The sequence below is a fragment of the Streptomyces sp. NPDC048277 genome (assembly GCF_040652235.1).
Taxonomy (GTDB): domain Bacteria; phylum Actinomycetota; class Actinomycetes; order Streptomycetales; family Streptomycetaceae; genus Streptomyces.
In genome coordinates this window covers 177632-203659 of sequence record NZ_JBEZLQ010000001.1, presented here as the reverse complement: position 1 = coordinate 203659, position 26028 = coordinate 177632, and the positions used below count along the sequence as shown (strand labels likewise).

30 protein-coding genes are annotated in these 26028 nt (G+C 69.3%); 21 read left to right on the top strand and 9 right to left on the bottom strand.

The annotated features are described in order from the left end of the window. Positions 1-116: 116 nt before the first annotated feature. Genes fusA through rpsL form a run of 3 tightly spaced genes read right to left on the bottom strand, consistent with a single transcriptional unit; the run spans position 117 to position 3127 of the window. Positions 117-2243, bottom strand: coding sequence for an elongation factor G (gene fusA / locus AB0D85_RS01030; protein ID WP_362312131.1), 2127 nt, complete (start codon positions 2241-2243; stop codon positions 117-119). A 39-nt stretch (positions 2244-2282) separates the two neighbouring features. Further along, positions 2283-2753, bottom strand: coding sequence for a 30S ribosomal protein S7 (rpsG, locus tag AB0D85_RS01025; RefSeq protein WP_005481264.1), 471 nt, complete (start codon positions 2751-2753; stop codon positions 2283-2285). Between the two features lie 2 nt (positions 2754-2755). Continuing rightward, positions 2756-3127 (bottom strand): 30S ribosomal protein S12, encoded by a 372-nt coding sequence (rpsL, locus tag AB0D85_RS01020; protein WP_003948652.1) that lies wholly within the window; start codon positions 3125-3127, stop codon positions 2756-2758. A 486-nt stretch (positions 3128-3613) separates the two neighbouring features. On the opposite strand from rpsL, the gene AB0D85_RS01015 reads away from it, so the two are divergent. Next, complete coding sequence (locus AB0D85_RS01015) at positions 3614-4861, top strand: glycosyltransferase family 39 protein (protein ID WP_362312128.1); 1248 nt, start codon at positions 3614-3616, stop codon at positions 4859-4861. Between the two features lie 138 nt (positions 4862-4999). Here the strand turns inward: AB0D85_RS01015 and AB0D85_RS01010 are convergent, their stop codons facing one another. From AB0D85_RS01010 to AB0D85_RS01000, 3 genes are read right to left on the bottom strand one after another with little or no spacing between them, the layout of a single operon-like run. After that, the gene (locus AB0D85_RS01010; protein WP_362312126.1) at positions 5000-5194 is read right to left on the bottom strand and encodes a hypothetical protein; all 195 of its coding nucleotides are present in this window, start codon (positions 5192-5194) and stop codon (positions 5000-5002) included. Then, a complete protein-coding gene (locus AB0D85_RS01005) occupies positions 5191-5880 on the bottom strand; it encodes a hypothetical protein (RefSeq protein ID WP_362312124.1) in 690 nt (229 codons plus the stop codon). Before AB0D85_RS01005 ends, AB0D85_RS01010 begins: the two co-directional genes overlap by 4 nt. Further along, complete coding sequence (locus AB0D85_RS01000; protein WP_362312123.1) at positions 5873-6184, bottom strand: WhiB family transcriptional regulator; 312 nt, start codon at positions 6182-6184, stop codon at positions 5873-5875. Before AB0D85_RS01000 ends, AB0D85_RS01005 begins: the two co-directional genes overlap by 8 nt. 256 nt (positions 6185-6440) lie before the next feature. On the opposite strand from AB0D85_RS01000, the gene AB0D85_RS00995 reads away from it, so the two are divergent. From AB0D85_RS00995 to AB0D85_RS00975, 5 genes are all read left to right on the top strand, one after another. Next, positions 6441-6896, top strand: a complete 456-nt coding sequence (locus tag AB0D85_RS00995; RefSeq protein ID WP_362312121.1) for a helix-turn-helix transcriptional regulator — start codon at positions 6441-6443, stop codon at positions 6894-6896. A gap of 247 nt (positions 6897-7143) precedes the next feature. Further along, positions 7144-7557 carry a hypothetical protein gene (locus AB0D85_RS00990; protein WP_362312120.1) on the top strand — a complete coding sequence of 138 codons (414 nt, stop codon included), beginning with the start codon at positions 7144-7146 and terminating at the stop codon, positions 7555-7557. Positions 7558-7674: 117 nt separating this feature from the next. Then, positions 7675-8274, top strand: a complete 600-nt coding sequence (locus tag AB0D85_RS00985; protein WP_362312118.1) for a phage tail protein — start codon at positions 7675-7677, stop codon at positions 8272-8274. An 82-nt stretch (positions 8275-8356) separates the two neighbouring features. Next, a complete protein-coding gene (locus AB0D85_RS00980) occupies positions 8357-8647 on the top strand; it encodes a hypothetical protein (RefSeq protein ID WP_362312117.1) in 291 nt (96 codons plus the stop codon). Between the two features lie 47 nt (positions 8648-8694). After that, a complete protein-coding gene (locus AB0D85_RS00975) occupies positions 8695-9072 on the top strand; it encodes a hypothetical protein (RefSeq protein WP_362313409.1) in 378 nt (125 codons plus the stop codon). A 36-nt stretch (positions 9073-9108) separates the two neighbouring features. Here the strand turns inward: AB0D85_RS00975 and AB0D85_RS00970 are convergent, their stop codons facing one another. Beyond that, on the bottom strand, positions 9109-9930 hold the full coding sequence (locus AB0D85_RS00970; RefSeq protein WP_362312115.1) for a hypothetical protein: 822 nt from the start codon (positions 9928-9930) through the stop codon (positions 9109-9111). Positions 9931-10297: 367 nt separating this feature from the next. Here AB0D85_RS00970 and AB0D85_RS00965 point away from each other — a divergent pair, with 367 nt between their 5' ends. Then, on the top strand, positions 10298-10495 hold the full coding sequence (locus AB0D85_RS00965; RefSeq protein ID WP_089099458.1) for a hypothetical protein: 198 nt from the start codon (positions 10298-10300) through the stop codon (positions 10493-10495). Between the two features lie 166 nt (positions 10496-10661). On the opposite strand, the gene AB0D85_RS00960 is transcribed toward AB0D85_RS00965, so the two are convergent. Beyond that, entirely contained in the window at positions 10662-11357 is a 696-nt protein-coding gene (locus tag AB0D85_RS00960) for a hypothetical protein (RefSeq protein ID WP_362312113.1), read from the bottom strand. A 39-nt stretch (positions 11358-11396) separates the two neighbouring features. On the opposite strand from AB0D85_RS00960, the gene AB0D85_RS00955 reads away from it, so the two are divergent. The 14 genes from AB0D85_RS00955 to AB0D85_RS00890 all read left to right on the top strand — a co-directional run bounded on the left by AB0D85_RS00955 (position 11397) and on the right by AB0D85_RS00890 (position 22062). After that, complete coding sequence (locus tag AB0D85_RS00955; RefSeq protein ID WP_362312112.1) at positions 11397-12005, top strand: hypothetical protein; 609 nt, start codon at positions 11397-11399, stop codon at positions 12003-12005. Positions 12006-12065: 60 nt separating this feature from the next. Continuing rightward, the gene (locus AB0D85_RS00950; protein WP_362312110.1) at positions 12066-13256 is read left to right on the top strand and encodes a phage tail protein; all 1191 of its coding nucleotides are present in this window, start codon (positions 12066-12068) and stop codon (positions 13254-13256) included. After that, positions 13253-14536, top strand: coding sequence for a tape-measure protein (locus AB0D85_RS00945; protein ID WP_362312108.1), 1284 nt, complete (start codon positions 13253-13255; stop codon positions 14534-14536). The genes AB0D85_RS00950 and AB0D85_RS00945 overlap by 4 nt, the downstream gene beginning before the upstream one ends. 30 nt (positions 14537-14566) lie before the next feature. Beyond that, positions 14567-15487, top strand: coding sequence for a phage tail protein (locus AB0D85_RS00940; RefSeq protein ID WP_362312106.1), 921 nt, complete (start codon positions 14567-14569; stop codon positions 15485-15487). Between the two features lie 45 nt (positions 15488-15532). Next, a complete protein-coding gene (locus AB0D85_RS00935) occupies positions 15533-15712 on the top strand; it encodes a hypothetical protein (RefSeq protein WP_362312104.1) in 180 nt (59 codons plus the stop codon). Continuing rightward, on the top strand, positions 15709-16929 hold the full coding sequence (locus AB0D85_RS00930) for a hypothetical protein (RefSeq protein WP_362312102.1): 1221 nt from the start codon (positions 15709-15711) through the stop codon (positions 16927-16929). The genes AB0D85_RS00935 and AB0D85_RS00930 overlap by 4 nt, the downstream gene beginning before the upstream one ends. Before the next feature lie 19 nt (positions 16930-16948). Then, positions 16949-17239, top strand: coding sequence for a hypothetical protein (locus tag AB0D85_RS00925; protein ID WP_362312100.1), 291 nt, complete (start codon positions 16949-16951; stop codon positions 17237-17239). Positions 17240-17262: 23 nt separating this feature from the next. Continuing rightward, positions 17263-18285: a hypothetical protein gene (locus AB0D85_RS00920; protein WP_362312098.1), complete on the top strand. Its 1023-nt coding sequence runs from the start codon at positions 17263-17265 to the stop codon at positions 18283-18285. A 29-nt stretch (positions 18286-18314) separates the two neighbouring features. Further along, a complete protein-coding gene (locus AB0D85_RS00915; protein ID WP_362312096.1) occupies positions 18315-19463 on the top strand; it encodes a hypothetical protein in 1149 nt (382 codons plus the stop codon). Further along, a complete protein-coding gene (locus tag AB0D85_RS00910) occupies positions 19463-20158 on the top strand; it encodes a hypothetical protein (RefSeq protein WP_362312094.1) in 696 nt (231 codons plus the stop codon). Before AB0D85_RS00915 ends, AB0D85_RS00910 begins: the two co-directional genes overlap by 1 nt. Positions 20159-20169: 11 nt before the next feature. Next, positions 20170-20583 carry an ATP-binding protein gene (locus AB0D85_RS00905; protein ID WP_362312092.1) on the top strand — a complete coding sequence of 138 codons (414 nt, stop codon included), beginning with the start codon at positions 20170-20172 and terminating at the stop codon, positions 20581-20583. A gap of 116 nt (positions 20584-20699) precedes the next feature. Beyond that, positions 20700-21581 (top strand): peptidoglycan-binding protein, encoded by an 882-nt coding sequence (locus tag AB0D85_RS00900; RefSeq protein WP_362312090.1) that lies wholly within the window; start codon positions 20700-20702, stop codon positions 21579-21581. A gap of 3 nt (positions 21582-21584) precedes the next feature. After that, positions 21585-21812, top strand: coding sequence for a hypothetical protein (locus AB0D85_RS00895; RefSeq protein WP_362312088.1), 228 nt, complete (start codon positions 21585-21587; stop codon positions 21810-21812). Continuing rightward, on the top strand, positions 21799-22062 hold the full coding sequence (locus AB0D85_RS00890) for a hypothetical protein (protein WP_362312086.1): 264 nt from the start codon (positions 21799-21801) through the stop codon (positions 22060-22062). The genes AB0D85_RS00895 and AB0D85_RS00890 overlap by 14 nt, the downstream gene beginning before the upstream one ends. A 63-nt stretch (positions 22063-22125) precedes the next feature. Here the strand turns inward: AB0D85_RS00890 and AB0D85_RS00885 are convergent, their stop codons facing one another. Beyond that, complete coding sequence (locus tag AB0D85_RS00885; protein WP_362312085.1) at positions 22126-26025, bottom strand: DNA-directed RNA polymerase subunit beta'; 3900 nt, start codon at positions 26023-26025, stop codon at positions 22126-22128. Positions 26026-26028 lie beyond the last annotated feature (3 nt).

The window sequence follows — 26028 nt, the reverse complement described above, 5'->3', positions numbered from 1 at the left end:
ATCTTTGCTGTTGGGTCCCGAACCCCGGGTCATTCCGCCACGAATGCGGAGGAACGACCCGTGAGGCTCCGGGGTCAAGCCTAAAGCGTGCTGCGCGGTGCGTTAAACGCGGTGCGTCACTCGCCCTTGGCCTTCGCGATGATCTCCTCGGCGACGTTCCGCGGAACCTCGGCGTAGGAGTCGAACTGCATGGAGTAGCTGGCCCGGCCGGACGTCTTGCTGCGCAGGTCGCCGACGTAACCGAACATCTCCGAGAGGGGCACGAGGCCCTTCACGACGCGGGCACCGGCCCGCTCCTCCATGGCCTGGATCTGACCACGGCGGGAGTTGATGTCGCCGATGACCTCACCCATGTAGTCCTCGGGCGTGGTGACCTCGACGGCCATCATCGGCTCGAGGAGCACGGGCTTGGCCTTGCGCGCGGCCTCCTTGAAGGCCTGCGAACCGGCGATCTTGAAGGCGAGCTCGGAGGAGTCGACCTCGTGGTAGCCACCGTCGAGAAGCGTGACGCGGACGCCCGTCATCTCGTAGCCGGCGAGGATGCCGAACTGCATGGCCTCCTGCGCACCGGCGTCGACCGAAGGGATGTACTCCTTCGGGATGCGACCACCGGTCACCTTGTTCACGAACTCGTACGACGCGTCGCCGCCCTCGATGGGCTCGATCGCGATCTGCACCTTGGCGAACTGACCGGTACCACCGGTCTGCTTCTTGTGGGTGTAGTCGACGCGGTCGACGGCCTGACGGATCGTCTCGCGGTACGCGACCTGCGGCTTGCCGACGTTGGCCTCGACCTTGAACTCACGGCGCATACGGTCGACCAGCACCTCGAGGTGCAGCTCGCCCATGCCACCGATGATGGTCTGGCCGGTCTCCTCGTCCGAGTGAACCTGGAACGACGGGTCCTCCTCGGCGAGGCGCTGGATCGCGATGCCGAGCTTCTCCTGGTCGCCCTTCGACTTGGGCTCGATGGCGACCTGGATGACCGGAGCCGGGAAGTCCATGGACTCCAGGATCACCGGGGCCTTGTCGTCGCACAGCGTCTCACCGGTCGTGGTCTGCTTGAGACCCATGACGGCGATGATGTCGCCGGCGCCCACCGACTCGATCTCCTCACGCTTGTTCGCGTGCATACGGTAGATCTTGCCGATGCGCTCCTTCTTGCCCTTGACGGAGTTCAGCACGGCGGTGCCGGACTCCAGGCGGCCCGAGTAGACCCGGACGAAGGTGAGCTTGCCGAGGTGCGGGTCGCTCATGATCTTGAACGCCAGCGCGGACAGCGGCTCGTCGTCGGACGGCTTGCGCTTGACCACGACCTCCGGGTCCTTGACGTCGTGACCCTCGATGGCCTCGACGTCCAGGGGGGAGGGCAGGTAGCGCACGACCGCGTCGAGCAGGGGCTGGACGCCCTTGTTCTTGAACGCGGTGCCACAGAACACCGGGGTGACGGTGATGTCCTTGGACTTGCCGGACGCGATGGTGATCCGACGGATCGCGGCGTACAGCTGCTCCACGGAAGGCTCCTGGCCCTCCAGGAACAGCTCCATGATCTCGTCGTCGTTCTCGGCGACGGTCTCGACCAGCTTGCCGCGGTACTCCTCGGCAGCCTCGGTGTGGGTGGCCGGGATGTCGACGACGTCGTACATCTCGCCCTTCTCCGCCTCCGCGGACCACACGAGCGCCTTCATCGTGACCAGGTCGACGACGCCCTTGAAGTCGGCCTCGGCACCGATCGGGAGCTGCATGACGATCGGCTGCGCGCCCAGGCGGTCGCTGATCATGTCGACACAGCGGTGGAACTCGGCACCGGTGCGGTCGAGCTTGTTGACGAAGCAGATACGGGGGACGCCGTAGCGGTCCGCCTGACGCCACACGGTCTCGGACTGCGGCTCGACACCCGCGACGCCGTCGAACACCGTCACCGCACCGTCGAGCACGCGGAGCGAACGCTCCACCTCGACGGTGAAGTCGACGTGACCCGGGGTGTCGATGATGTTGATGGTGTGGTCGACGTCTTCCAGCGGCCAGTGACAGGTGGTGGCAGCAGAGGTGATCGTGATGCCACGCTCCTGCTCCTGCTCCATCCAGTCCATGGTGGCAGCGCCGTCGTGGACCTCACCGATCTTGTACGACACACCGGTGTAGAACAGGATCCGCTCGGTCGTGGTCGTCTTGCCCGCGTCGATGTGGGCCATGATCCCGATGTTGCGGACCTTGGCCAGGTCAAGTGAAGTGGTAGCCATAAGGCTTCGGTCTTCTCTCGGTCTCGATGGGGGTAGCGACTACCAGCGGTAGTGCGCGAAGGCCTTGTTGGACTCGGCCATCTTGTGCGTGTCCTCGCGCTTCTTGACGGCCGCACCGAGGCCGTTCGAAGCGTCGAGAAGCTCGTTGAGCAGACGCTCGGTCATGGTCTTCTCGCGACGGGCGCGGGAGTAACCGACCAGCCAGCGCAGCGCGAGCGTGTTGGCGCGACCGGGCTTGACCTCGATCGGAACCTGGTACGTCGCACCACCGACACGGCGGGACTTGACCTCGAGGGTCGGCTTGATGTTCTCCAGCGCGCGCTTCAGCGTGATGACCGGGTCGTTGCTGGTCTTCTCGCGCAGACCCTCCATGGCGCCGTAGACGATGCGCTCGGCGGTGGAGCGCTTGCCGTTCAGCAGCACCTTGTTGATGAGGGAGGTCACCAGAGGAGAACCGTAGACCGGGTCGATGATGACCGGGCGCTTCGGGGCGGGGCCCTTACGAGGCATTCTTACTTCTCCTTCTTGGCGCCGTAGCGGCTGCGGGCCTGCTTGCGGTTCTTGACACCCTGGGTGTCGAGCGAGCCGCGGATGATCTTGTAGCGAACACCGGGCAGGTCCTTCACACGGCCGCCGCGCACGAGCACGATGGAGTGCTCCTGGAGGTTGTGTCCCTCACCCGGAATGTAAGCGGTGACCTCGATCCCGCTGGTCAGACGCACACGCGCGACCTTACGCAGGGCCGAGTTCGGCTTCTTCGGGGTGGTCGTGAACACACGCGTGCAGACGCCCCGGCGCTGAGGGGAACCCTCAAGTGCGGGCGTCTTGTTCTTCTCGACCTTGTCCTGCCGGCCCTTACGGACCAGCTGCTGGATCGTAGGCACTACTTCTCCGGTTTCTGTGTGCCGAATGGTGAAGCTAACCTGGAACATCGCCGACCCACGCGGTCGGGTGTGTCGGATTCCGCGGACTCCTGCCGGAAGGCAGAAGGGGGCGCGGATCGCGGTGGCCGCTTCGTCACTCAGGTGCGGTTTGAAGGCACGCACGAGGGTCAGGGCACACCCCAGGCACAAGGTCTGAGCGTACCCAGCGCAATCACTCCGGTCAAAACAAAAGGACGGGGACCGGTTGCGGAGGACCTGAGCTGCGGTTTTGAGAAGGGTTCCGATATACCACGAAGGCGAACGACACGCGAACGGAAGCGAAATCGACCTGCCACGGAGGAGGTGGGCGACCGCAGCGCCCCCTCAGGGGCGCGGGGCTGCATACATGTGCGGCTCCGCCGCGTGGGCGCGATCAACCACAATGAACCCGCAGCCGCCCGACCAGGCCGGCAGCCGCTACGGCGTTCTCCAGGGGGCTTCACGGTCATGAGCACGGTTCGGAGCGATACCGCAGCGACCACCGAAACCCCGCAGCCCTTTCGCCTCCCCCCGGCCCTCCGCCCCTACCTCCCACCCCTATCCCTCTACGCCGCCGCCAAGCTCACCGGCCTCCTGGTCTTCGCCTGGCTGCTGACCTACGCCGGCGACTTCCGCACCAAGGACCCCCGCTTCGGCGGCGGCGCCCACTGGTGGGACGTCCTGTCCACCTGGGACGGCTGGTGGTACCTCCAGGTCGCACAGAAGGGCTACCACCCCGAGCCGCTGCACCCCCTCGCCCCCGGCGGCCAGTTCGCCGCCGAACAGAACTCGGTCGCCTTCTTCCCCCTCTACCCCGGCCTGATCCGGGCCGTCTCTGAAGTCACGGGCCTCGGCCTCTACGGCGCGGCGATCCTCGTCTCGGTGCTGTGTTCGTTCGTGGCGGCGGCCGGCATCTACGCGGTGATCTCCCTGCTCGCCGGTACCCGGGCCGGCACCGTCGCCGCCGGCCTGTGGGCCGTGGCCCCCGCCGCCGGCGTCGAGTGGGCCGTCTACACGGAGTCCCTGTTCGTGGCGATCGCCGCCTGGACCTGCCACGCCGTGATGAAGCGCCGCTGGGTGGCGGCCGGCCTGCTCGCGTTCCTGTCCGGCCTGAGCCGCCCGACGGCGGCCGTGCTGATCGGCGCGGTGGGCCTGGCGGCGCTGGTGACCCTGCTACGACGCGACAGCCGACGCGAGCAGGGAGTGGCGGCCCCGCTGTACGCGGTGATCGCGGCCCCGCTCGGCCTGCTCACCTACCTCGCCTGGGTCGGCTGGTCGATGGGCGGCCTCGGCGCCTACTTCGCGTTGCAGCGTGAGGCCTGGGCCCACTACTTCGACTTCGGCGCGTACACCCTGGACGTGCTGCGGAACGTGGCGGTGGGGCACGGCGACTATCTCTTCGCCTACTCGGTACCGGACCTGATCGCCGTGCAGCTGGTGGTGGCGCTGCCGTTCCTGGTCGCGCTGATGCTGCGGAAACGTCCGCCGCTGGTGCTGACGGCGTACACCCTCGCCTCGATCGTGACGATCCTCGGCACCCAGCAGATGTTCGGCAACACCCCGCGCTACCTGCTCCCCGTCTTTCCCCTGCTCCTGGCCCCGGCGGCGGCGATGAGCCGGTTGCGGTGGCCGAGCCTGCTGGTGTTCTTCTCTACGGCGGCGGTGGCCTCGGGGTGGTACGCGCACTATGTGATCTTCGAGCTGGGGATTCCCTAGGGGCGGGGCCGGGGCAGCCGCGTTCCGTGGTCCCACCCCGGCCGCGTCCCTAGGGGGCGGGGCCGGGGCAGCCGCGTTCCGTGGTCCCACCCCGGCCGCGCCCCTGGTCCGCTGCGGACGGCGGACGGCCCCGGTCCGCTACGGCCGCCGGGCAGCCGCGCGTTCCGCCGCGAAGACGTCCTCCAGGCGGAACAGGGCCGCCCGGCCCGCCTTGCCGGCGGCCGTGAGATGGCCGAGCTGGACCCATTTGCGGATGGTCGCCGGGGCGACGCCGGCCTCCCGGGCGGCGAGGGGCCCGGGGACGAGAGTGGGTGAACCCTGGGTCGCCTTCACCGGTGGCTCCACTCCCCCTCGTCCCAGGCGTGCCGGTAGGCCGGGTCGTCGTGGCAGCCGCAGTCGGGGTCCGTACAGCGGCAGGCCGGGTTGACGCAGAGGACGGCGGCGCGGTCCGGGAAGGCGCGCAGGGAGACGGAGTCGCACCAGGGGCAGCGTCCGGAGACGCGGACGACGGTCTCGGTGTCGCCCAGGGCACGGGCGCAGCGCCGGGCCATCCGGCGGGTCTCGTCCCGGACGTGGGCGGCGAGGACGGGGTCGGCGGCGATGCCGTCGAGGAGGCCGACGATCCGGCGCAGCCGCTCGGGCACGGAGGCGCGGCGGACGCGCGGTAACCCGAGCCGGTCCCGTACCGCCTCCTCCAGCTCCACGACCCCGTCGGTGATGTCCCGGATGGTGTCGGAGATGTGCAGCCGCAGCGGCGCGGCGCTGTGACCGGGGGCGACGAGTCCGTGGGCCTGCTGGAGCTGCAGCGCCTCGGCGCGCTCCTCGCGGAGCCGGTCGGCGAGGTCGGCGGGGGGCGGGGCGGGTGTGGGCCGGTGGGCCGGGGTGGCGCCGCGGCCGGGAGCGAGCTCGACGGCCAGCTCGGGGAACTGCTGGAGGAGCAGGCCGATCCAGAGGGCGGCGTTGTCGGCGGCGGGGTCGTCGGAAGGTCGGTGTGCAGGGGCCGTACGACGGTCAGGCAACGGAGCCTCCGCGGCGCAGGGCGCCCTGGACGACCGGGCTCTGCACGACCGGGAGGAGCTGCGCGGGGATCTCGACCGGGCGGCCCCGGCGCCACAGCCGGCCGCCGCAGACGCCGTCGAACCAGTTGGCGGCGGGGGCGACGGCCTCCTCGCAGTCACGCCGGACCGGGCAGCGGGCGCAGGCCCGCAACGCGGGGGCAGCCTCCTTCACCTTCTTCGAGAAGACGACCCGGGGCGGAAGCCCGGCGCAGGCGGCCGCGGCCTGCCAGGCGGGTGGTGGGCATGAGCTGTCGATGACGGACATGGGGCCTCCCGATGCGGCTCCGGTGGGGCTGGTGTGAGGCGAGCGCCGTCCAGACTTACAGATTGCGCGCGCGCCCGCAACAAATATGCCCCTGACCCATTCGGGAGATCATGGAAGGATCGGGATCACCCGGGCGCTCCACCACCGAATCTCCCCCATATTGCGGGGATTTTCCTCAGTGCTTGCACGAGAGCACGTAATTCTGTGCGCGCAAGCAAGCTAAACTTGCTGCCCTCTAAAGGAAGCGAGCCCTCAGATGACCAGCCAGGATCTGGACGCGTTCGCCGCGTGGGTCGAAGACCTGATGCGCGACCGCGGCTACGACATCGACAGTCCACGCGGTGGCGGCAAGTCCCGGATAGCGGACGAGGCGGGGGTGCACCGGGCCGCCGTCACCCGCCTGCTGCAGCGCCAGAGCATGCCGGACCTGGAGACCACGCGCCGGCTCGCCCGTGTGCTGGGCGTCCAGGTCCGCGAGATGCTCATCCGCTCCGGCCGCCTGACGGCGGAGGAACTGTCCGACCCGCACGACTACTTGACCTCCCCGGCACCGAGCGCGGAGTTCGCCCGCCGGCCCACACTGGAGGAGGTCGCCGACCTGCTGGGGGTACCGGCGGACCGGCGGGAGATGTTCGTGCGGGTGGTGGAACAGTTCCTGCCCAACGACGCACACGACGAGCCGATGGGCGCGGCGACGACGACCGCGGACTGAACGCCCAACCGCTGGAAGCGCCACCGAGGACACCCGTGGGCCGACGGGTGCCCGCGCGGGCGCGACCAGCCACAACGCACCCGCAGCGAACCCCCTGCCCCAGCCCCCTCCCCCTCTCCTTCCATCACCTCGCAGATTTAGTTGCGTGCGCGCACGATCCCTGTCACAGTTGCTGCAGCGGCGGAGCTGTGCCCGGCGCCCCGCCCCCTCCGCACGCATCCCACCCGCTGCCCCGAGGTGATCCGGCATGACCACACCCACCCCACCCGCCTCGTTCCCCGACGTCGAGGCGATGATCGTCGACGTCCTGGAGGACGACGCGCGGCTCTCCGGCGCCACCGTCGCCGTACAGGCGCCGACCGGCTTCGACGGCACCACCGCCGCCGTCTTCGTGAACCGCCGCGGCGGTGCCTGGGTCGGCGAACGCCACGTCGACCAGCCGCTGATCGAGCTGGAGGTGTACGGCCCGACCAAGCAGGCCGCCCACGTCCTGGCCAACGACGCCCGCCAGATCCTGCTGTCCATGGCGAACAACCGCTACGGCACCAACCTCGTCACGGAGGTCGAGGAACAGGACGGCCCGCGCTGGCTGCCCGACTACCTCTACTCGGCGGCCAACCGCTACGTCACCGTGATGAAGGTGTACGTCGACGTCTACTGACCGTCGGCCCCACAGACCGAAGGCCCCGCCACCCCGGCGGGGCCTTCGTCGTACCCGGACACCCCCGGGTACGGCACCCCACCCGAACAACACGCCTCATTACAAGGAGAAACCACCATGGCAGGAACCAACTCCTCCGAGATCCGCATCGCCGGCGTAGGCCGCCTCTACGTCGCCACCGCCGACACCAAGGTGCCGACGACCTTCTCCTCCGACACCTCCGCCGACTGGGCGAGCTGGAAGAACCTCGGCTTCACCTCCGGCGACGGCGTCACCTTCTCCAAGAAGGACAAGCTGGAGCCGGTCGACGTGTGGCAGGCCGTCAGCCCGGTGCACTTCGTGTACTCGGACCGCGACCTGACCCTGAAGTTCTCGCTGATGCAGTTCAACGAGGACACGCTGCCGTTCTTCATGGGCGGCGGCACGGTGGACGCGGTGACCGGTTCGACCGGCGTCTACAAGTACGACATCGCCGACCGGCCGTTCGCCGACGTGCGCGCCCTCGGCCTGGAGTTCACGGACGTCCGGGCGAGCGACGGCACCACCGTCACCTACCGCTTCGGCATCCCGCGCGGCCAGGTCACCGCGGCGGACGACATCAAGCTGGCCCGCAAGTCGGCGGCCCAGCTCGGCATCACCTACACGGCGATGGCCGCCGCCGACGGCTCGGCGCTGGCCAGCTTCGTGATGAAGGACGCCGCGTACGCCGCGTCCTGACCCCCCGGGGTGGGGCGGCCCCCTGGTCCGCCCCACCCCGGACCCGTACCACTCACACCCTGTTTCCGCCTGAGGAGCACACATGACCCGTTTCGACGTCAACGCCGCGCGCGCCCAGCGCCTCGAAGCCCTCGGCCGTACCTGGTCGTTCGAACTCGACGACGAGAGCTACACCCTGCCCACCGAGCTGACCCGCGCGACCGCGAAGGCCCTGCGCAAGCTCGATGACAACGACGTGGACGGGCTGCTGCGCCTGCTGCTCGGCGAGAAGCAGTTCACCCGCTTCGAACAGCACGAGGTCACCATGCAGGACATCGCCGCCATCCTGGAGGCCTACGGCAAGGAGACCGGGCTCGGCCTGGGGGAAGACTGAGCCTCGTCGGGTTCGTCGAAGAACACGCCGAGGCCCTCGAAGCGGACCTGCTCCGCTACTACGGCACCGACCTGCTCGACTGGCACCGCGAGACGCTCACCGCACGGCGTCTCGCGCTGCTCATCAAGCACCTGCCGCGCGACAGCGCGCTGAACAGGGAGCTGCACGGCGAGGCCGCGGACTGGTCGGTCTCCGACCACCTCCTCGCCGCGGCCGTGGACCATCTGGCGGCCGCGAACTGGATGTTCGCGAGCGTCAACTCGGAGGAGGGCGACCAGCCGGAGCCTCCGGCACCGGTGCCGAGGCCGTCGTACGACGACGCGGCGCAACCGGCGGACGGCGAGGAACCGGAGCCGGCCGCGGCCGCCCCGCCCGCCTCGGACTCGGCCCCCTCGGCCGTACAACTGGCCCGCTTCTTCGGCTGATTCAGCTGTACGGCACCACCGCCCCGGTCGGCCCGCTCACTCGTCCCGGCGCCGACCGGGGGCCCGGCCCTCCAGCTCGTCCGCGAGGGCCCGGGCCTTGTCGGAGAGCCGGCGGCCGGGAGCATCGGCAGACTCCTGCTGCTCCCGCTCCCCACCGCCACCGTCCCCCCGGCGCCCCTTGTCCCGGCCACCGCCCGGACCGTCCCGGTTGAGGGGCGGCACACTGGGCCGTCCGTTCCGCCGTACGACCGAACGCCGTTCGGCGGCGGCCGGTACCGCCCGCTTCCCCCGCACCTCACGCGCGGACAGCAGGGTGTCGGCCCCGGGCCCGGCGTCCACGCCCTCGTCGCCGTCATCGAAGTCGTCGACGCCCTCGGCGTCCTCCACGGCCTCGATCTCGTCGACGATGCCGTCCCACGGTGTCGCGTCCGCGACGGACCGCTCCCGCTCCCCGCGCTGCTCTACCCGCGTCAATTCCGACGGCGGACGCAGAAGTTGGACATAGGGCAGCGGAATGACCTCGCCGCCCCGCTCGCCCTCCGCCCGGCGCGCGCGCCGAGGCCGGCGCCCGGTCCGGGCGTCCTCCTGCCCCTGCAGATAGGCGGCCGTGATCCGGTGTTCGTACGCCCGCCGCACCGCCGGGAGTTGCTCGTCGACCACATCGGCCCAGCCGGCGCTGTAGGAGGCCATCTCCCGCCGGTCGAGTTCACCGCGCGGAAGGATCACCAGGTCCTCGGGCTCGTACCCGAAACTCAGGACCAGTTCGGAGAGACGGGCGATGAGATGCGGCAGATCGGAGGCCTGTTCCAGCCAGTCGATCACGTGCCGTTGCCGCGCGTTGGTCGCGTCCCCGTCCACCCCGTAGGCCTTGCTCTCGTCCCTGCCCCCAGCGCGCCCCCCGCGCGAGGACGGCCGCCCGTTGGCCGTCCACCGTCGTATGACAGGCCCTCAGGTCCGTTGTCAGGCCACACCGTTCACTTTCGATTCACCGACGGGAGAACGGCCGGATCCTACTCCACGGATCTGACACAACATCCACTGCACCCCGGCATCACCGCAGGTCCGGACCGGGTGGCAACGGAGAGTGAGATAAACCGGCTTCCGCAAACACGGAGCGACACCACGAGATTACTCGTACACTAGTTCGAACAGACGCTTCGAGCGCGTCAGGAGCGCCCACCTGTACCACCAGCCCAGCGGACAGACCGGAAAGCAGGACGACGACATGGCGACTGGCACGAGCAACTTCCCGCAGCAGCCGATCGACACCTACTCCCGCCTCGCCCACCTCCTGCACTCCCCCGCGCCCGACCGCGAGGCACTGCTCGACCGGCTCTACGAGGAACTGCTCACCCGCGAGTCCCGCGCCTACGCCGCCGGCTGGACGGACGCCCTGACGGAAGCCCGCCGAAGCCGCCGGTAGCCCCGGCGGGCTCATACGGCGAACGCGCACCGCAGCCGACTTCTCGCCGCACCCCGCCCGGTGCCACCCCCACCGTCGCGACACCGCCTCGACCAGCCGCAGCCCCCTCCCGCTCGCACCCGACGGGTCGCTGCTGACGGCGAGTCGAGGCCCCCCGACACCGGCTTCAGCGCAGCTTCTCGGCTTGACTCCAGCGAGTGAAATCCCGCAGGAAAGCCCTCCACCGCCACCTCAGCCCCATGTGAAAGCGGAGTTGAGGCAGGACTCCGCCCCGATGCAGGGCGTCCTTCGTCCAGAAGGTGTAGTTGATGTCGCCGGGATCGCCGAAGAACTGCCAGAAGACAGCCGGGCCGCCCTCCTTGGCGATGCAGCGGACGATGTCATCGGCCTGAGTCATCCGGTCGAGCCAGAACAGCACGAGCGTGGCCTCGCCACGCGGGGCACTCTCCTTGCACACCGTCCGCACGGCCGGCAACGGGAGGCTGTACCACGGGCTGCCGGCGGCTCCCAGGCGCTTTTCCACCTTGCTGGCGGGCACTGCGTCTGCGAAGAGCCCCTGCTTCGCGTTCGGCCTGGTCGCCCAGTCGCCGGTCCATTCACGCAACGACGCCCGGTCCAGGCTCGTGCGGATCACTTCGGTTCCGTCGCCGCCTTTTTTTGGTTGCCCGTAGAGGTAGACATCTATTCCTTGCCCCGGAGAAATCCTGTCCGCCATACGCAGAGCGCGTTCCGCATACCAGGTGATGGAATTCTTCTTGTCCGGCTCGAAATACCATTCCCAGCTCGTCGGCACCACAAGGAGAACGCGAGCACCCGCAGAATCCGGACCATTCAGGCCATTCGGCACACCAGGATCACCCATAACCGAACGCTACCACGAAAGGCGACACGAGAGGCGACCATGACGAGAACCCTGGCACAACTGGACTCGGACCTCAAAGACACCGACAAGGACATAACCCAACTCAAGGAGAAACTCGCTCGGACCGCCAAGTCCACGACGAACGCCCAGACCGGATTCTCCACGGCGCTCACCGCTCTGACGGGCACCGTGACCGCCCTGACCCTCTGGTCTGCCGGTATCTCACTCCTCAAGATCGACGAGAAAGGGATCACCTTTCTGGGTGCCACCAGAGAATGGCCCTGGAAGAAGAAGATAGACGAACTCCAGAAGTGGTTCGAGTCCTCCACCCAGAAGGCGGACCGACGAAAGAAGGAGGCACGCGAGGAACTCATCGATGAAAACAGAACATACATCGAGAACCTGAAGAACTACGAGGAAAGATATTACCAGAAATCCCACGCCGTCCACCTGAGCGATCGCATCGAAACGGCCAAACGCTCGGCGGACCGCGCCAATGGGGAAATCGCCAGACTGCGTACGCAACTGCGCTCTGTGGCAGCGGCAGGAACACCGAACACCGTGGCGGCGAATCTGAGCGCGAAAAGGGACGTGACTGACCTCAGATCCTCCGTCACCGCGCTGAGTCAGGCCCTCGCAGGCATCTGAGCCCGGCCGGTCGAAGCAGACCAGGTATGACCCAGAACTTGCGAAAGGATCGGACAACTGATGTCTCTCGTTCAAGCACTCACCAGATCGGCCACCGGACTCAGGAACTTCCAGACCCAGGCGGGCGCGGCTGGTACGGCCGCAAGAGGTGTCGGCGACAAGGCGCTGGCCGGCGAGGGCGGGCTGAAACAGTTCAAGACCGCCGCCCAGGGCTCCGGAAAGGAGCTGAAGGACCTCAAGACCGCCTCGGACCAGGCCGAGAAGTCGCTCGGGAAGGCCGGCAGGACCGGATCCAGCGCCGGCACCAACCTCGGGAAGTACGAGTCCGGGGCGAGCAAGGCGGCCAAGGGCCAGGACAGGATGAACAAGTCGATGAAGGGCAACTTCTTCGGCCTGCTCATGCAGCTCCTGCAGCCGCTCATCAGCAAGGTCATCGACATGGTGACCAACTCGAAGACCATGCAGAAGGTCCTCAAGCAGGCCTTCGAGGTCATCAAGACCGTGATCAGCAACGTCATGAAGGCCATCGGGCCGATCATGAAGAACGCCGGCAAGCTGATCAAGTCGGTCTGGAGCGGCATCAAGACGGCGGTCACGAACATCGTGAAGGCCGTCGCCGCCGTCATCCGCACCTACGTCACCATGTGGAAGACGATCATCACCGGCGTGCTCAACGCGATCCGCTCGGTCGTCTCCGGGGTGTGGAAGGGCATCAAGGCCGTCATCTCGCCGGTCGTCAGCTGGATCAAGTCGGCGATCCCGAACGCCTTCCAGGCCGTCAAGAACCGGCTCTCCAGCATCTGGGGCGGGCTCAAGGGCATCGCGGGCCGCGCCTTCGACGGCATCAAGGGCGCCGTCCGGGGCCCGATCAACGCGGTCATCGGCATCATCAACTCCGCGATCGGCGCCCTCAACGGCATCCACGTCTCCATCCCGGGCTGGGTCCCGATGGTCGGCGGCAAGACCTTCGGCGTCAGCCTGCCGAGGATCCCCGCGCTGGCCACCGGCGGTGTCGTCATGCCCCGCTCCGGCGGTGTCCCGGCGCTGCTCGCCGAGGCCGGTGAGGCGGAGGCCGTGCTGCCGCTCAGCAAGCTCGACCGGCTGCTGAAGCGGGCGGCCGCGCGCGGCCGGGTATCGGGCGCGAGCGACTCCGCCGGCGCGCTGCACATCGAGCACTACTACGCCGCCGAGACCAGCAGCCCGCAGCGGACCGCCGACGCGCTGATGTTCCTGGCGAAGGCGCGCGGATGAGCAGCGCGGTGAGCTCCGCGGGTGGTCTGCCCAAGGACCCGTTGGCCGGAGTCGCACCGGTACTGCGCTCGTTCCAGTCCCAAGTGGAGCGGTCCGGTAGCGCCTTGCGTTCCCTGATCGACCGGATCAAAGGCGCCGCCTCCGGCCTCGAACGCATCAGTACGTCGGCCGGCCAGAACGCCACGGCCGTCAAGCAGATCAAGACAAGCGCCGACGCCACCGCCCGCTCCGTCGCCAGGACCGGCCAGACCGCCACCGGATCCGCCTCGGGCATCAAGTCCGCAGGAAGCAAGGTCAACAGCGCGGGAAAGTCCCTCGGAAAGCTCAAAGCCGGCCTCGGCGGAGTCTTCGCCCTCGTCGGCTCCCTCATCGCCGCCTCCGGTGTCCTCGGCGGTCTCCTCGACACTTTCGGCACCGCCATGACCATCGGCTCCGGCGTGATGATCCTGATCAACGTCCTGACCCGCGCCAACCCCATCGGCTTCGTCACCGGGATCCTGCTCCCCGTGGCCGGCTGGCTGATCGACATCGCCGTCAACTCCGAGACCGGGCAGCGACTGATGGACCAGCTCGCCAAGCTGATCCTGCAGTACGTGCAGAGCTACCTGACCATCCTCACCCCGATCCTCAAGGCGATCGCCGGTGCCGTGAACACGTACGTCACCGGCTACCTCACCGTCGTCACCGGTGTCCTCAAAGCCATCGGCACCCTCGTCGGCACCGGCTTCGCCGTCCTCAAGGCGCTCACCACCGGCGACACCCGGGCGCTGAGCGGCAAGGTGTCGGCGGTCTGGAGCGGGTTCAAGAACGCCGTCCGCCCCGTCCTGGACTGGATCACCAAGGACATCCCCCGCGGCTTCACCCGGATCAAGGACGCCACCTCCAGCACCCTGCACGCCATGGGCCGGTTCGTCACCACCGGCGCGCAGACCGTCGCCGGGGTGATCAAGGGCCCGGTCCAGGGGCTGATCGCCTTCGCGAACTGGGTGATCGACGGACTGAACAAGCTCAGCTTCAGCATCCTCGGCAAGAAGTTCGGCGTCCACCTGGGCAAGATCCCGATGCTGGCGGAGGGCGGGGTCGCCGTCCCCGGCGCCGCCCGGACCGGCAGGGTGCTCTCCCTCACCGCCCTGGAGCGCCAGCGGGCCCTCGCCCGCCGCAACGGCACGAAGGGCCAAAGCCCCCACCGCATCGGGGAGTTCCACGAGAGCCACGGCGCCGGCGCCCACGCCACCGCGACCGACCTGCTCTTCCTGGCCGCCGCGCACGCCTGCGCATGACGGCATCGACGACTGTGAGGTGAAGGCCCGATGGCCGACCTGACCACCACCGCATACACCGACGACGTTCCCCCCGGCTCACTCATCACCCGCGACGGGCAGATGCAGTGGGCCGGACTGCTGCTCGGCCCCGGTACGCCGTACGAGATCGGCAGTGACGGGCTCACCGGGTGGGAGGACCTGCCGGACTACGACACGACGGACGCCGACCACCCGACCGCGCACGGCGCCTGGCCGGGCGCGCGCTACGCCAAGCCCCGCAAGGTCGGCGGCACGGTGTGGACCGTACCGCCGTCCGACGACACCGACTCCTACCTCTCCGTGACCCGCGCCCTGCGCCAGACCCTGCTGCTGGGCGACGACGAGCGCTGGCTCGCGGTGCGGCTGCACGGCGAGACGCTCGCCGTGCGGGCCAGGGTCGCGCAGCGCGTGCTCGCCGCCGACCGGACGTACACCACGCAGGGCGTCTCCAAGGCGTCCGTGCAGTGGTACGCCACCGACCCGCGCCGCTACGCCGTCGACGAGCAGGCGGCCGTGACCGGCGCCCCGCAGCCGGAGAGCGGGCTGACCTGGCCGCTGACCTGGCCGCTGTACTGGGGCCAGGCGGCCTCCACGGGCGATGTCAGCGCCGACAACAACGGCTCGGCACCCACCCACCCCGTCCTCACCTTCACCGGCCCGTGCGCCAACCCGACGGTCACGGACCGGACTTCGGGCCGCAGGCTCCGCTACGAGATCACGCTCGCGGCGGGCGACGAGCTGGTCGTGGACACGGCGGAGGGCACCGTCACCCTCAACGCCACCGCCTCCCGCCGCCACACGGCCGCCGCCGACAGCAGCCCCGAGGAGCTGTTCGCCTTCGAACCGGGCCGCGCCCAGCTCGCGTTCCGCCCCGACACCTACGGCACCGGCGCCCAGCTGTCCGTCCGCTGGCGCTCGGCGGAGTGGTGACCGCATGACCGCCGCAGCCTCCCGGCTCAGTGCTACCCGATGGCCGTGACCGACCCGGAGACCCTCACCGTGCCGGACGGCGACGCCCGGTACTCCCGGATCGACCTCATCGAACTCGCCGTACTCGACGACGAGTTCGACGGGTCGAGGGCGACCGGCGCGGTCGTACGGCTGGTGAAGGGCCCCCGACCCTCCCGCAAGCAGACACAGGAGACCCGCAGATGAACCTGCGCAGCTCATGGGTGGCCGAGACCGGCCAGACCCGCGAGGACACCCGGCTGACCCAGCTGGGCGCGACCACCCCGGCCAACCCGCTCGAAGTGCGTTCCGGCATCCTGCCGGGGTCCTACGACGGCCTCTACCGGATGTCCGGCTTCTGGATGGAGGGCACCGGCGGCAGCATGAAGGCCACCGTGCACGAGGGCCGGGCGGTCATCGCGGCCGGTGCCACCCAGGGCGCCTACCCGGTCACCCTGCCGGAGCCCGCGACCCTCACCTTCGCCGACGGCGACGCCACCAACCCGCGCATCGACCTCGTCGTCCTGCGGATCTACGACTCGCTGTACGACAACTCCGGGCAGACCAAGCCAGCCCTGGAGATCGTCCAGGGCACCCCGGCGACCACCCCGGTCGCGCCCGCCGCCCCGGCCATCGCGCTCCCGATCTACCAGGTGAAGGTCCCCGCCGGAGCCAGCGCCGGCAAGGGCGGCCTGGACTGGAGCGCCGCCCTCACCGACCTGCGCACCCCGACCGTCGCGGTCGGCGGCATCCTGCCGGTGTACGGCGAGACGGGCAACGGCGCCTACCCGGGCCAGTACCGGGACTCCGGGGGCGCGCTGCAGCGCTGGGACAGCTCGGCGTGGGTGTCGTACCCGAGTGCGCTGGGCGGGATCGCCCCGGCCGGCGCCGTCACCACCGCGAGCTACACCGGGCAGTACCGGGACTCCTCCGGCGGGCTGCTGCAGCGCTGGAACGGCTCGGCCTGGGTGTCGTACCAGCCGGTGCCGACCTGGACCGACTACACACCCGTCTGGGGCGCCGAGACCGGCACCGCGCCGAGCATCGGCAACGGCACGCTGGCCGGGTCGTACGTGAAGACCGGGACGGTCGTGGACGTCCGGATCTATCTGAAGATCGGTTCCACGACCAACCTCACCGCCCAGGACGCCAACGCCAACTGGACGTTCTCGCTGCCGGTCGCGCCGACCTCCGTCGCGTGGAAGCTGGACGGACGGGTGCTGAACTCCGAGGCGTTCGACGCCTCGTCCTCGCTGCTCTACCAGGGCTCCGGCCTGCTCGCGGTGACCGGCGGCGCCGGCTATGTCCGCTCGCTGCGCGACACCCTCGGCACCACCACCGGCATCTGGGACAAGTCGCTGCCCTTCATCTGGGCCTCCGGTGACGTGCTCACCGTCCACGGCACCTACGAATCCGCGTCCTGACCCGAGAGGGGTTGCCTTCATGACCGTACGCTCCGCCTGGCTCTCCCCGGACGGCCAGAGCCGGGAGGACACCCGCGCCAACCAGGCCGGCGCGCTCACCCCGGCCACCGACAGCACGGGCCGCTCCGGAGGCGCGGTGCTGATCGGCATCGGCGCCCGGCTGCGCACCGCCGGATCCGTCTCCACGGTCTTCCGCTACGCGCTGACCGCCGGGACGAGCTACACCGTGACCGCTCTCCACCGCTCCAGCGACTCGGCCGTCACCTGCACCGTCGACAACATCTTCGTGCCCGTCGATCCGGCCAACTGACCTTACCCACAAAGGAGTTCACCATGCCCGTACGTTCCGGCTGGCTGTCCCCCGACGGCCAGACCCGTGAGGACACCCGGCTCGTCGCCCTCGGCGCCCTCACCCCGACCTCGACCGTGGCCACCCGCTCCGGCATCCTGCCGGGCTCGCCCGACGGCCAGTACCGGATCTCCGGATTCACCCTCACCGGCGCCACCGGCACCATGACCGCGAGCGTCAGCCCCGGCCGGGCCGTCGTCCAGGGCACCGACGCCCAGGGCGCCTACCCCGTCGCGCTGACCGAGTACCTGAACCTCACCTTCGCCGCCGGCGACGCCCAGTACGGGCGGATCGACCTGGTCGTGCTGCGCGTCTACGACGACGTCTACAACGGCTCCGGCCGCACCGAGGCCGCCGTCGAGATCGTCCAGGGCGCCCCCGCCGCCACCCCGGTCGCACCCGCGACGCCGGCCCTGGCGCTCCCGCTCTACCAGGTCACCGTGCCCAAGGGCGCGAGTGCCGGTGCCAACGCCATCGACTGGACCAGCGGGATCACCGGCGTACGGACCAGCACCGTCGGCATCGGCGGCATCCTGCCGGTCACCAGCGACACCAGCAACGGCGCCTACCCGGGCCAGTACCGCGACGCCGGCGGCGTACTCCAGCGCTGGTCCGGTACCGCTTGGGCCGACTACCAGCCGCCCCTCGTGGTGGAGACCGCCACGACCGGCGCCACCGCCACGGGCAGCTGGACCCTGGGGTCCTTCACCGCCCGGCGCACCCGCGGTGTCTGCTCGCTCACCCTCGCCCTCACCCGCACCACGAGCAGCCTCACCGCGACCGCGGCCGGCACCACCAACCCGGGCAACGTCTCCGACGAACTGATGGGCACCCTGCCCGCCGGCTGGCGGCCCGCGGCCGACAGCTACGCCGTCGCCACCGACGGATACGCGAGCGGCGCGGCCCGGATCACCACCGACGGCTCCGTCTACCTCATCACCTGGGCGACCAGCGGTGTGATCCAGGTCGGCAACAACGTGCGCGTCTCCACCTGCTTCGTGCTCTGACCACCGCCCGGCCAAGGAGCTGACAGCCCATGACCACGGACACGCCCTACCGGGCGATCTTCTGCGACCTGCTCACCGACCGCACCATCGACATCCTGCCGCTGCGCGACGTCACCGTCGACGACTACATCGGCAAGGCCGGCTCGCTCTCCGGCACCGTCCCCGTCCCCAACGCGGAGGTGGCCGCCCGGGTCCGCCGCATCGAGGAGGGCCGCACCTCGGTCTACCTGCAGCGCGGCACCGACCTGTGGTGGGGCGGGATCATCTGGACCAGCACCCTGCAGAGCGACGACCAGGGCATCCTCACCCTCGGCATCCAGGCGGCGACCTTCGAGTCGTACGCGGGACGGCGGATGATCCGGGCGAAGACGTCCGCGTACGACCCCCAGTACACGCTCCCCTTCGCGGGCGTCGACCAGCTGGACGTCGCCCGGGGCCTGTGGAACGACATGCAGACCGCGCTGGACGGCGGGAACATCCTCGTCACCTACGGCGCCGAGACCTCCGGTGTGACCCGCACGATCACCTACCGGGACGGCGACGAGACCAGCTACCAGGACGCCCTGGACTCCCTGGCCGCGCTGGACGACGGCTTCGAGTACCACGTCACCGTCTACACCGACCCGGTCTCCGGGAGCCGGGTGCGACGGCTGGTGCTGGGTCACCCGAGGATCGAGACCGGCTCCACCCCGCTGGTCCTGGACCGGCCCGGCACGATCCTGTCGTACTCCTTCCCCCGCGACGCCACCCGCGGCGGCACCACCGCCCGGGCCCGCGGCGCCTCCACCAACACCGACCAGGCCACCGAGTCCCGGCCGCTGGCCTCCGCCGTCGCCTGTGCCCACCAGCTGATCGGCACCGGGGAGGGGCACGCCGGCTATCCGCGCATCGACCTGACCTCCGACCACAACGACATCTCCGACCAGCACACCCTGGACGCCCTCGCCAAGACCGAACTGGCCGCGGCGACCGGCGCGGTGGTGATCCCCGAGATCAGCATCCGCCTCGACGACCTGGTGCCGACCGCGCTGCTCGGCCGGACCGCGCGCATCCGGATCACCGACGAGTGGTTCACCGAGGGCCTCGACGCCACCTACCGGATCATCGGCGTCAAGGTCAGCCCGGCCCAGCGCGGCCGCCCGGACACCGCCGAGCTCTACCTGGAGGAGGCCGCCTGATGCCCCAGCTCCCCGAAGACATCATCGACCGGCTCACCCAGATGGAACGCCGGATCCAGCAGCTGTCGACGGCCGTCAACACCCGGCCCGCGCTCAACACGGTCACCGGCGGCGCCCTCTCGGTCGGACCGGCCGACGGACCGGCCATCTTCCGGGTCGGCAACTGGAACGGCAAGGAGTACCAGCTGGAACTCCTGCGTCAGACCGGCCACCGGGCCATCAGCATGTACAACGGCGACGGCACCGCCACCTCGGAACAGCCGCTGCGCGTCTACGACTCCGCCGGGCGCGAGATCTTCTCGGACGACGTCGGTGCAGGCGGCATCGCCCGGCCATGGCTGAACATGCTGCCGCCCCAGGACACGACCGCGACCCGCTGGCCGCAGACCACCGTGACCAGCCAGTTCACGACGATCGCGATGTCGTACAACGTCGTCTGGCAGCCGAACATGCGGCTGCTGATCAACACCCGGACCAGCTCCGGCGCCACCGGTCAGGTCCAGGTCCTGGTCAACGGCGCCCAGTGGGGCGGGGTGGCCACCGCTCCGGCCGACTTCGACTACTCGGGGCCGGTCAGCTCCGACTTCGCCTCCGTCTACAACACGCTGCTCAAAGTGGAGATCCAGGCCCTGGTCACCAGCACCTCCGGCACCGTCTACGCCAACCCCGTACTGATGTACGGCCGCCAGACCTGAGAGAGGAACGCATGGACATCGACACCACCCAGCCCTGGGGTCTCGCGATCGACTTCGCGGGCCGGGCCACCATCACCGAGGCCGGCCACACCGTCTACATCAAGGTCTCCGACACCAGCCTGAGCGACATCATCGGCCCGGACTCGATCACCGGCACCTACTCGCCCGTCAGCGTCACCGCCCAGCTCACCGAGTCCGGCACGAACAACTCGGCGCTGCGCGGCATCGGCCGGATCACCGTCTCACCCGTCGGCACGGCCCCGGTCGTCCCCGACCAGACCGCGATCCAGCGCGCGGTGGCCGTGGCCCTCACCAACTTCGCGGACAACACGGCGGCTTACACAGCCCTCTGCACGAAGTGGACGACCACCGACGGCAGTTCGGGCGGCACCGATTCAACCGACGACCCATCCAACGCCCGGTAAGGGGCGCGGGGAACTGCGCGACCAGCCCCCACCCACCCGCACACCGCACACCACCCGAGCCGCCCTCCCCCGGCCCGGGTTTTTTCATGCCCTCCCGCCCCTCGACAAGGAAGCCCATGGCCACACCCCTCACCGCAGACGCCCTCCTGTCCGCCCTCGCAGCCGAAGGCGTCACCGTCGTCGAACACGACGGCTGGCGCACCCACAACCGCGCGGGCCACGGCGCCTGGGGCCCGGTGAACGGCGTGATCATCCATCACACCGTCACCTCCGGCACCAGCACCTCCGTCAGCATGTGTTTCAACGGCCGCTCCGACCTCCCAGGCCCCCTCTGCCACGGCGTCATCGCCAAGGACGGCACGGTCCACCTCGTCGGCAACGGCCGCGCCAACCACGCCGGCACCGGCGACGGCGACGTCCTGGCCGCCGTCGTCGCCGAGAGCACCACGCTCCCCGCCCCGCACCAGAACAACACCGACGGCAACGTCCGCTTCTACGGCTTCGAGTGCGTCAACCTCGGCGACGGCAAGGACCCCTGGCCCGACGTCCAGCTGGACGCCATGGTCCGGGCGTCGGCCGCGCTGTGCCGCGCGCACGGCTGGAGCGCGCGCTCGGTGATCGGCCACAAGGAGTGGACGAACACGAAGATCGACCCCAAGGGCTTCGCGATGGCGGACTTCCGCGGCCGGGTCGCCACCCGACTGCGGACGAAGAACCCCCCGACGACCCCCACCACCCCCGCCTACCAGCCCTTCCCCGGTGCCGCGTGGTTCCGGAAGAACCCGAAGTCGGCGATCGTCACCGCGATGGGCAAGCGGCTGGTGGCCAACGGCTGTTCGGCGTACTCCGCAGGACCCGGCCCCCAGTGGACCGAGGCCGACCGGGCGTCGTACGCCAAGTGGCAGCGCAGGCTCGGCTACACCGGCTCCTCCGCCGACGGCTGGCCGGGGGCGAAGTCCTGGGCGGCTCTCAAGGTCCCCTTCGTCACGGAGGTCTGACCCGTGACGGAACCGACCAGGCGCACGCTGCGCACCGTCGTGCAGACAGCCGTCGGCCTGTGCGTCCTGCTGCCGGCGGTCGTCGACGCCGCCGGCGTCCCGGACACCCTGCCCTGGGTCGCCGGCGCACTGGCCGTCGCCGCGGCCGTCACCAGGATCATGGCCGTACCCGCCGTACAGGCGCTGCTGCCCGCGTGGCTGCGGACGGGAGGCGCCGATGACCGACCCTGATCCGAACGACCCGGTCACCGTCGCCCTGGAACTGGAGCGTCTGCGCGGCACGTTGGAGGCCGGCTTCGCCCGGGTCGACGGCTCGCTCGCGCTGCTCGTCCAGCGCAGTGACCAGACCGACAGGCAACTCGCCGATCACGAGCACCGGTTGGACGCCCTGGAGCGTTCCCGCTGGCCGCTGGCGAGCATCGGCGCGCTGGCCGCCGTGGCGGCGGTGGTCGTCACGGCGCTCGAAGTCACCGCACGCTGACGCAACGCCGAAGGGCGGTCACCCCGTACGAAACGGGGTGACCGCCCTTCGACTCATGCTCGCTTACTGGTTGTACGGACCGTAGTCGTAGTCCTCCAGCGGAACGGCCTGGCCGGAGCCCGTGCCGAACGGCGAGTAGTCGATGTCGTCGTAGCCGACGGCCGAGTACATCGCGGCCTTCGCCTCCTCGGTCGGCTCGACCCGGATGTTGCGGTAGCGGGACAGACCCGTACCGGCCGGGATGAGCTTACCGATGATGACGTTCTCCTTGAGGCCGATGAGCGAGTCGGACTTGGCGTTGATCGCCGCGTCGGTGAGGACTCGCGTCGTCTCCTGGAAGGACGCCGCCGACAGCCAGGACTCCGTGGCCAGCGAGGCCTTGGTGATACCCATGAGCTGCGGACGACCGGAGGCCGGGTGACCGCCCTCCTGGACCACACGACGGTTCTCGTGCTCGAACTTCGAGCGCTCGACCAGCTCGCCGGGCAGCAGCTCGGCGTCGCCGGACTCGATGATCGTCACACGGCGCAGCATCTGCCGGATGATGATCTCGATGTGCTTGTCGTGGATCGACACACCCTGCGAGTTGTACACCTTCTGGACCTCGCCGACCAGGTGGACCTGGACGGCACGCTGGCCCAGGATGCGCAGCACGTCGTGCGGGTTGGTGGCACCCACGGTGAGCTTCTGGCCCACCGAGACGTGCTCGCCCTCGCTGACCAGGAGCCGGGCGCGCTTCGAGATCGGGAACGCCGTCTCGTCGCTGCCGTCGTCCGGGGTGATGACGATCTTCTTGGTCTTCTCGGTCTCCTCGATCCGCACCCGGCCCTCGGCCTCGGAGATCGGGGCGACACCCTTCGGGGTACGGGCCTCGAAGAGCTCGACGACACGCGGCAGACCCTGGGTGATGTCGTCACCGGCCACACCACCGGTGTGGAAGGTACGCATCGTCAGCTGGGTACCGGGCTCACCGATGGACTGGGCGGCGATGATGCCGACCGCCTCACCGATGTCGACCAGCTTGCCGGTGGCCAGCGAGCGGCCGTAGCACATGGCGCAGGTGCCGACGGCGGACTCGCAGGTCAGGACCGAGCGGGTCTTGACCTCCGAGACGCCACGGGCGACCAGCTCGTCGATGAGGACGTCACCGAGGTCGGTGTTGGCCGGGGCCAGCACCACGCCGTCGACGACGATGTCCTCGGCCAGCGCACGGGCGTACACGCTGGTCTCGACGTTCTCCGCCTTGCGCAGCACGCCGTCCGCGCCGACCTCCGCGATGTGCAGCTTGAGGCCGCGCTCGGTGCCGCAGTCCTCCTCGCGGATGATGACGTCCTGCGAGACGTCCACCAGACGACGGGTCAGGTAACCCGAGTCGGCGGTACGCAGGGCGGTGTCGGCCAGACCCTTACGGGCACCGTGCGTGGAGATGAAGTACTCCAGCACGGACAGGCCCTCGCGGAAGGACGCCTTGATGGGACGCGGGATCGTCTCGTTCTTGGCGTTCGACACCAGACCACGCATACCGGCGATCTGCCGCATCTGCATCATGTTTCCTCGGGCACCCGAGTCAACCATCATGAAGATGGGGTTCGTCTTGGGGAAGTTCTCGTTCATCGCCTCGGCGACCTCGTTGGTCGCCTTGGTCCAGATCGCGATGAGCTCCTGAGTGCGCTCTTCCTTGGTGATCAGACCGCGCTCGTACTGCTTCTGGACCTTCTCGTCCTGCGCCTCGTAGCCGGCGACGATCGCCTTCTTCGCCTCGGGGACGACGACGTCGGAGATGGCCACGGTGACACCGGAGCGGGTGCCCCAGTAGAAGCCGGCCGCCTTCAGGTTGTCGAGCGTCGCCGCCACGATGACCTTGGGGTAGCGCTCGGCCAGGTCGTTGACGATCTCGCCGAGCTGCTTCTTGCCCACCGAGTAGTCGACGAACGGGTAGTCCTCGGGCAGCAGCTCGTTGAAGAGCGCGCGGCCCAGGGTGGTGCGCAGCCGGAAGGTGTCACCGGTCTGGTACTCCGGCTCGCCCTCCTCGACGGCCGGCGGGGTCCAGCCGCGCGGCGGGATGGTGCCCACCGGGAAGCGGATGTCGATCGCCGACTGCAGCGCCAGCTCACCGGCGTCGAACGCCATGATCGCCTCGGCCGTGGAGCCGAACGCGCGGCCCTCGCCCTTGACGTCACGCAGTTCGCCGTCGGTGGTGAGGAAGAACAGACCGAGGACCATGTCCTGGGTCGGCATCGTCACCGGACGGCCGTCGGCGGGCTTGAGGATGTTGTTCGAGGACAGCATCAGGATGCGGGCCTCGGCCTGCGCCTCCGCGGACAGCGGCAGGTGCACGGCCATCTGGTCGCCGTCGAAGTCCGCGTTGAACGCGGTGCAGACGAGCGGGTGGATCTGGATGGCCTTGCCCTCGACCAGCTGCGGCTCGAAGGCCTGGATACCGAGGCGGTGCAGGGTGGGCGCACGGTTCAGCAGCACCGGGTGCTCGGCGATGACCTCTTCGAGGACGTCGTACACGACGGTGCGGCCGCGCTCCACCATGCGCTTGGCGGACTTGATGTTCTGCGCGTGGTTCAGGTCGACCAGGCGCTTCATCACGAACGGCTTGAAGAGCTCCAGCGCCATGGCCTTCGGCAGACCGCACTGGTGCAGCTTCAGCTGCGGACCGACGACGATCACGGAACGCGCGGAGTAGTCCACACGCTTGCCGAGCAGGTTCTGACGGAATCGACCCTGCTTGCCCTTCAGCATGTCGCTGAGGGACTTCAGCGGACGGTTGCCGGGGCCCGTGACCGGGCGACCACGACGGCCGTTGTCGAAGAGCGCGTCGACGGCCTCCTGGAGCATGCGCTTCTCGTTGTTCACGATGATCTCGGGCGCACCGAGGTCGAGAAGGCGCTTCAGGCGGTTGTTGCGGTTGATGACACGGCGGTACAGGTCGTTCAGGTCGGAGGTCGCGAAGCGGCCACCGTCCAGCTGCACCATCGGACGCAGGTCCGGCGGGATGACCGGCACGCAGTCGAGCACCATGCCCTTGGGGCTGTTGCTGGTCTGCAGGAACGCGGAGACGACCTTCAGGCGCTTGAGCGCACGGGTCTTCTTCTGGCCCTTGCCGGTGCGGATGATCTCGCGGAGCTTCTCGGCCTCCTCGTCGAGGTCGAAGGACTCCAGGCGCTTCTGCAGCGCCGCGGCACCCATCGAGCCGTCGAAGTACGTGCCGAAGCGGTCACGCAGCTCGCGGTAGAGGAGCTCGTCGCCCTCCAGGTCCTGGACCTTGAGGTTCTTGAAGCGGGTCCACACCTCGTCGAGGCGGTCGATCTCGCGCTGCGAACGGTCGCGCAGCTGCTTCATCTCGCGCTCGGCACCTTCGCGCACCTTGCGGCGCACGTCGGCCTTGGCACCCTCGGCCTCCAGCTCGGCCAGGTCGCCTTCCAGCTTCTTGGCGCGGGCCTCCAGGTCGGCGTCCCGGCGGTTCTCGACCTGCTGGCGCTCCACGGAGACATGCGCCTCCAGGGAGGGCAGGTCGCGGGTACGGCGCTCCTCGTCGACGAACGTGATCATGTACGCCGCGAAGTAGATGACCTTCTCGAGGTCCTTGGGAGCCAGGTCGAGCAGGTAGCCCAGCCGGCTCGGGACACCCTTGAAGTACCAGATGTGCGTGACGGGCGCGGCCAGCTCGATGTGGCCCATCCGCTCACGGCGCACCTTGGCGCGGGTCACCTCGACGCCGCAGCGCTCACAGATGATGCCCTTGAAGCGGACGCGCTTGTACTTGCCGCAGTAGCACTCCCAGTCCCGGGTGGGGCCGAAGATCTTCTCGCAGAAGAGCCCGTCCTTTTCCGGCTTGAGGGTGCGGTAGTTGATCGTCTCGGGCTTCTTGACCTCGCCGTGGCTCCACTGACGGATGTCGTCCGCGGTGGCCAGGCCGATCCGGAGCTCGTCGAAGAAGTTGACGTCGAGCACTAT